Here is a 583-nt window from a genome sequence, read left to right on the forward strand (position 1 = left end):
CGGGGTTGCGGACAGTGTCTGGTGGGTAGTTTGACTGGGGCGGTCTCCTCCCAAAGCGTAACGGAGGAGCACGAAGGTTAGCTAATCCTGGTCGGACATCAGGAGGTTAGTGCAATGGCATAAGCTAGCTTGACTGCGAGCGTGACGGCGCGAGCAGGTGCGAAAGCAGGTCATAGTGATCCGGTGGTTCTGAATGGAAGGGCCATCGCTCAACGGATAAAAGGTACTCCGGGGATAACAGGCTGATACCGCCCAAGAGTTCATATCGACGGCGGTGTTTGGCACCTCGATGTCGGCTCATCACATCCTGGGGCTGAAGTAGGTCCCAAGGGTATGGCTGTTCGCCATTTAAAGTGGTACGCGAGCTGGGTTTAGAACGTCGTGAGACAGTTCGGTCCCTATCTGCCGTGGGCGCTGGAGAATTGAGGGGGGCTGCTCCTAGTACGAGAGGACCGGAGTGGACGCATCACTGGTGTTCGGGTTGTCATGCCAATGGCACTGCCCGGTAGCTAAATGCGGAAGAGATAAGTGCTGAAAGCATCTAAGCACGAAACTTGCCCCGAGATGAGTTCTCCCTGAGACT

General features: G+C 55.9%; 1 rRNA gene. It reads left to right on the forward strand.

The annotated features are described in order from the left end of the window. Positions 1 to 583 (forward strand): 23S ribosomal RNA (locus tag ABLV76_RS08390); the annotation flags it as partial.

Source organism: Klebsiella sp. GB_Kp047 (assembly GCF_040065235.1).
Lineage (GTDB): Bacteria > Pseudomonadota > Gammaproteobacteria > Enterobacterales > Enterobacteriaceae > Klebsiella > Klebsiella quasipneumoniae.